This is a genomic window from Aeromicrobium sp. PFPM2_SD2 (genome assembly GCF_057364525.1).
In genome coordinates this window covers 1-5,762 of sequence record NZ_JBNFNZ010000131.1, presented here as the reverse complement: position 1 = coordinate 5,762, position 5,762 = coordinate 1, and the positions used below count along the sequence as shown (strand labels likewise).

General features: G+C 72.8%; 3 protein-coding genes and 1 pseudogene. 1 reads left to right on the top strand and 3 read right to left on the bottom strand.

Features of this window, described 5'->3' with window-relative positions:
* The 3 genes and pseudogenes from AC2W7G_RS08035 to AC2W7G_RS08025 form a co-directional block, all read right to left on the bottom strand.
* Positions 1 to 549, bottom strand: a pseudogene (locus tag AC2W7G_RS08035) (DUF5998 family protein); the annotation flags it as partial.
* Between the two features lie 62 nt (positions 550 to 611).
* Positions 612 to 1,664, bottom strand: coding sequence for an acetate--CoA ligase family protein (locus AC2W7G_RS08030; protein WP_485867970.1), 1,053 nt, complete (start codon positions 1,662 to 1,664; stop codon positions 612 to 614).
* A complete protein-coding gene (locus AC2W7G_RS08025) occupies positions 1,640 to 3,304 on the bottom strand; it encodes a bifunctional acetate--CoA ligase family protein/GNAT family N-acetyltransferase (protein WP_485867969.1) in 1,665 nt (554 codons plus the stop codon). The genes AC2W7G_RS08030 and AC2W7G_RS08025 overlap by 25 nt, the downstream gene beginning before the upstream one ends.
* A gap of 121 nt (positions 3,305 to 3,425) precedes the next feature.
* On the opposite strand from AC2W7G_RS08025, the gene AC2W7G_RS08020 reads away from it, so the two are divergent.
* A partial coding sequence (locus tag AC2W7G_RS08020; protein ID WP_485867968.1) for a DNA gyrase/topoisomerase IV subunit A occupies positions 3,426 to 5,762 on the top strand: 2,337 nt, incomplete at its 3' end.

Sequence of the window (5,762 nt, the reverse complement as noted above, 5' to 3'; positions counted from 1 at the left end):
CGAGCGCAGGCTCCAGCGCGAGCTCCGGCCCGACCGCGTGCCTCGCCACGTGGGAGGCCGTGCGGGACGTGGCCTCCGAGAGCCGGCGGGCGAGCTCGAGCAGCTGCTCCACCGCGCTGCCGCCCTCGGCGACCGCGCTCAGGCGCAGCGAGAAGTCGTCGCTGGACAGCGACCCGGAGTAGCCGTGGTCGGCCTCGCAGTTCGGGTCGTCGCACTGCGCGGGCTCGAGCTCGACGCGCGACACCGCGCCCCAGCCGATCGTCAGCACGGCCTCCACGACACCGGCCGAGCCCTCGGGCACCATGCGGGTGACGACCACCGACGTGACGGCGCTCAGCGGCACCGCCTCGCTCGTCGTGGACGTGTACGGCTTGGGCAGCAGCGTGTCCGGCGGGTGCTCGTCGGTGTGGACGAGCAGAGGCGCGACGGGGTCAGCGCGAGCGCGGTCAGGTGGCGGCGCACCTCGTCGCGGTCGAAGGTCGGCTCGTGGTGCAGGACGTACGCCAGGACGTCCTCGTCGGCGAGCGCGTCACGCAGTCCGGCGGCCACCACCTCGGGGTGGTAGCCGCTGCGCGAGACGGCGGCGAAGAGCGCGTCGTTCTGGGGGCCGGTCACCCCGACAGCGTATCGCCCGCGCCCGCGGGCTGGCTGAGGCGGCGCACGTACCACTCGCCGCGGCGGTCCTCCGACGGCGTGATCTTCGCGCGGGCCGAGAGCACCCAGCAGCCGTCGGCGCTGACGTGCACCGGCTCGACGTCCAGCTCGCTCACCTCGGGCAGGTCGTCCTTGAGGGCGGCCAGACGCAGGATGATGTCCTCGATGCCGCCGACGTCGACCGGCTCGGCACCGCGGTAGCCGTACAGGAGCGGGGCCGAGCGCAGGCCGGAGATCATCTCCTCCGCGTCCACGTCGGTCAGCGGAGGGATGCCGTAGGCGCGGTCGCCGAGCAGCTCGCTCGGCGCGCCGGTCAGCCCGAACGAGACGAGCGGGCCGAACAGCGGGTCCTCGGTGGCGCTGAACGAGACCGACACGCCGTCGGGGGCCTGGCGCTGGACGAAGAACTGGGTGTCGCGGCGCATGCCCACCCAGGTGTTCATCTCGCGCCACGCCTTGCGCATGTCGTCGGCGTCGGTGATGCCGCGCCAGATGTGGGCCAGGTCGGGGCGCGCCCGCAGGTGCTCGCTGCCCGCCTTGAGGACGACGTTCCAGCCGAGCGACTCCCCCGCGGCGACCGCCTCGGCCTCGTCGTGGACGTTGATCCAGGTCCACATGTCGATGCCGTAGCAGGCCAGCAGGTCGTGCACCTGGTCGGTCGACAGGATCGCGCCGCGTGGCGCCGCCTTGAGCACGTCGTCGACGAGCGTGCGGGCGTCGCCGGAGCGGAACTCGTGGCCGGAGCGGAACTCGCCGTGCTCGCGCGAGGCCCACTCGGCGTAGTTGACGACGCGGGCGAGCGCGCGGACCGCGGCCTCGGGCGCGGAGTACGACGGCACCGAGCCGCGTCCGGCCGCGCCCTCCAGGTCGGGGACGCGCAGCAGCTCGGGCACGCCCTCGCTGGCCAGGAAGGAGGAGACGATCGGCTTGTCCGACTGCTCCCCCACGGCGGCCAGCACCTGGGCGACCTCCTCGCCGCTCTGGTTCAGCGGCGGGATGTAGACGACCACGAGCGCGTCCACGTCGGGGTTGGCCAGCGCCTTCTCGATGGCGATCTCGAAGTCCTCGGGCCCGCGCCGGCCCCCAGGGCGACCGGCTGGCCGACCCGCAGCCCGGACGCCGTGGCCGCGTCGGCGACGAGCAGGCCCATGGCGTCGGAGTTGCCGACCACCGCGACGCGGTTGCCGCTGGGCAGCGGCTGGTGCGCCAGGATCTGCGCGACGTCGAACATCTCCTCGAGCGTGTCGACCTGGATGACGCCGGCCTGGCGGAACATCGCGTCGACGGCCCACTGCGGCGCCGCCGTGCGCTTGACCGCGTGGCCGACCGGGACGCCCTGCGTGGTGCGGCCGGACTTCACCGCGACGATCGGCTTCTCGCGCGACAGCCGTCGGGCCAGGCGCGAGAACTTGCGCGGGTTGCCGATCGACTCCAGGTACAGCAGGACGACCTCGGTGGCCGCGTCCTCCTGCCAGTACTGCAGCAGGTCGTTGCCCGAGACGTCGGCGCGGTTGCCGGCCGAGACGAAGGTCGACAGGCCCAGGCCGCGGCGCGAGACGGACTCCAGGATGGCGGTGCCGAGCGCGCCGGACTGGCAGAAGAACCCCACGCGACCGGGCGGCGGCATCGTCGGCGACAGCGACGCGTTGAGCCGCACCTCCGAGGCCGTGTTGATGATGCCCAGACAGTTGGGACCCACCAGGCGCAGGCCGTAGGAGCGGCTCAGGCCGAGCAGGCGGCGCTGGCGCTGCCGCCCCTCGGGCCCCTCCTCGGCGAAGCCGGCCGAGATGACGACCAGGCCGTGGACGCCCTTGGCCGCGCAGTCCAGGACGACATCGGCGACCGACTCGGCCGGGACGGCGACGATGGCCAGGTCGACGTCGTGCGGGATGTCGCTGACCGTCTTGTAGGCGGGCAGGCCGGACACGGCCTCGGCCGCGGAGTTCACCGCGTACACCGAGCCGGAGTAGTCGCCCAGGACGAGGTTGCGCACCATCGCCTGGCCGATGGAGTCCTGGCGGCGGCTGGCGCCGACGACGGCGACGCTGCGGGCCCCGAAGATGCGCGAGATGGACGCCGCCTCGGCCCGCTGCTCACGGGCACGCATGACGCCCAGCGCGGTCTCGGTCGGGTCGAGCGGGAAGGTCAGCCGCTGCACGCCCTCGGCCAGCTCGCCGGAGACGGTGTAGCCCATCTCGCGGAAGACCTGGAGCATCCGGACGTTGGAGGGCAGCACCTCGGCGACGAACTGGCGGATGCCGCGCTCGCGGCCGGCCTGCGCCAGGTGCTCGAGCAGCAGCTGGGAGATGCCGCGGCCCTGGTGGGCGTCCTCGACCAGGAAGGCCACCTCGGCCTCGTCGTCGTCGATCGCGTCGTAGCGGCCCACCGCGATGATGTGGTCCTGCAGCGTCACGACGAACGCGACGCGGCGGTCGTGGTCCACGGTCGTGAACCGCGTGACGTCGCGCTGGGACAGCGTCGGGTACGGCGCGAAGAAGCGCAGGTACTTGGACTCCTCGGACACCCGGGAGTAGAACGCCACGAAGTCCTCGGCGTCCTCGGGCTGAACGGCGCGGATCTGGGCGACGCGCCCGTCCTTGAGCAGGACGTCCGCCTCCCAGTGCTCGACCCATGGCGGCGTGCTCGTCACGGACCCAACCTAGCGCCCCGGCCCCCACCCGGCGCGCACCCGGCGTGGCGGTGTCCGGCCGTGGCGGGGCGGCGGCGACAATGGACCGTCCCGTCCCCGTCCCCCGAGGAGATCCGATCCGATGGCCAGGACCACCGCGCCCGTCGAGGAGTTCGAGGAGCACATCGTCGACACGGACGTGTCGGAGGAGATGCGCTCGAGCTTCCTGGAGTACGCGTACTCGGTCATCTACGCCCGGGCCCTGCCGGACGCGCGCGACGGCCTCAAGCCGGTGCAGCGCCGCATCCTCTACACGATGGACGAGCAGAACCTGCGCCACGACCGCGGCCACGTCAAGAGCGCCCGCGTCGTCGGCGAGGTGATGGGACGCCTGCACCCGCACGGCGACACCGCCATCTACGACGCCCTGGTGCGCCAGGCCCAGTCCTGGGCGCTGCGGGTGCCGTTCATCGACGGCCACGGCAACTTCGGCGACCTGGACGACGGCCCGGCCGCGATGCGCTACACCGAGTGCCGCATGGCCGAGGCCGCCGAGGCGATGACCACCTCCCTGGACGAGGACACGGTCGACTTCCGGCCCAACTACGACGGTCGCGAGACCGAGCCGGTCGTGCTGCCCGCCGCCCTGCCCGCCCTGCTGGTCAACGGCGCCTCGGGCATCGCCGTCGGCATGGCCACCAACATCGCCCCGCACAACGTCGTCGAGGTCGTCGGCGCGCTGCGCCACCTCATCGACCACCCGCAGGCCGAGCTCGACGACCTCATGCGGTTCGTCCCCGGCCCCGACCTGCCCAGCGGCGGCAAGATCGTCGGCCTGGACGGCGTCCGCGACGCCTACGCCACCGGCAACGGCAGCTTCAAGATGCGCGCCACCGCCCGCATCGAGAACGTCACGCCGCGCAAGAAGGGCATCGTCGTCACCGAGCTGCCCTACAACGTCGGCCCGGAGAAGGTCGTCGAGGCGATCAAGAAGCTGGTCCAGAGCAAGAAGATCCAGGGCATCTCGGACCTGAAGAACCTCTCGGACCGGCACAAGGGCCTGCACCTGGTCATCGAGGTCAAGAACGGCTTCGTGCCCGAGGTGCTGCTCGAGCAGCTCTACAAGCACACGCCGCTGGAGACGTCGTTCAGCATCAACGCCGTCGCGCTCGTCGACGGCCAGCCGCGCACGCTGACGCTCAAGCAGATGCTCGAGGTCTTCCTGGAGCACCGCTACACCGTCGTGCGCCGGCGCAGCCAGTTCCGCCGCACCAAGGCCGCCGACCAGCTGCACAAGGTCGAGGGCCTGCTCATCGCGATCCTCGACATCGACGAGGTCATCCAGCTCATCCGCTCCAGCGACAACCGCGAGCAGGCGCGCCAGCGGCTCATCGACGTCTTCGACCTGTCCGAGGTCCAGGCCAACCACATCCTCGACCGGACGCTCGGCAGCCTGACCAAGCTCGCGCGCATGGAGCTGGAGAAGGAGCGCGACGAGCTGACCCGGCGCATCGCCGAGCTGGACGCGATCCTGGCCGACGACGCGATGCTGCGCGCCGTCGTCAGCGGTGAGCTGGCCGACGTCGCCACCCGCTTCGGCGACGCCCGCCGCACCGTCCTGCTGGAGTCCGCGGGCCAGACCGTCACCGCGACGGCGTCCGCCGAGGTGCCGGACGACCCGTGCTGGGTGCTGCTGTCGGCCACCGGCCTCATGGCCCGCACCAACGACGACTCGCCGCTGAGCACCGAGGGCCGGCGCACCAAGCACGACACCGTCGTGGCCGCCGTGCGCAGCACCGCCCGCGGCGAGGTCGGCGTGGTCACGACCGACGGACGCGTGCACCGGCTCAGCGTCCTGGAGCTGCCGGCCCTGCCCGGCACGGCGTCCGGCCCGAACCTGCAGGGCGGCGTCCCGGTCCGCGACCTGCCGGCGGTCGAGGGCCAGCCGCTGGCGCTCATGACGTTCGAGGAGGACGTGCCCGGACTCGCGCTCGGCACCAAGCAGGGCGTGGTCAAGCGCGTCCGGCCCGAGCAGCTCAGCCGCGACAGCTGGGAGCTCATCCGGCTCGAGGACGGCGACTCGCTCGTCGGCGCCGTCCCGCTCGTCACCGGCGAGGAGGAGCTGGTCTTCGTCACCAGCGACACCCAGCTGCTGCGCTTCTCGGCGTCCCTCGTGCGTCCGCAGGGCCGCTCCGGCGGCGGCGTGGCCGGCATCAAGCTCGCCGCCGGCGCCCACGTCGTCTCCTTCGGCGCGGTGGCCGACGTCGACGCCGCCCACGTGGTGACCGTCTCGGGCTCCAGCGACGCGCTGCCCGGCACGCAGACCGGGTCGGCGAAGGTCACCCCGCTCGCGCTCTACCCGGCCAAGGGACGCGCGACCGGCGGCGTCCGCTGCCACCGCCTGCTCAAGGGCGAGGACGCGCTCGTGCTCGCCTGGGTGGGCCACGCCCCGGCGCAGGCGTGCGCCTCGTCGGGCACG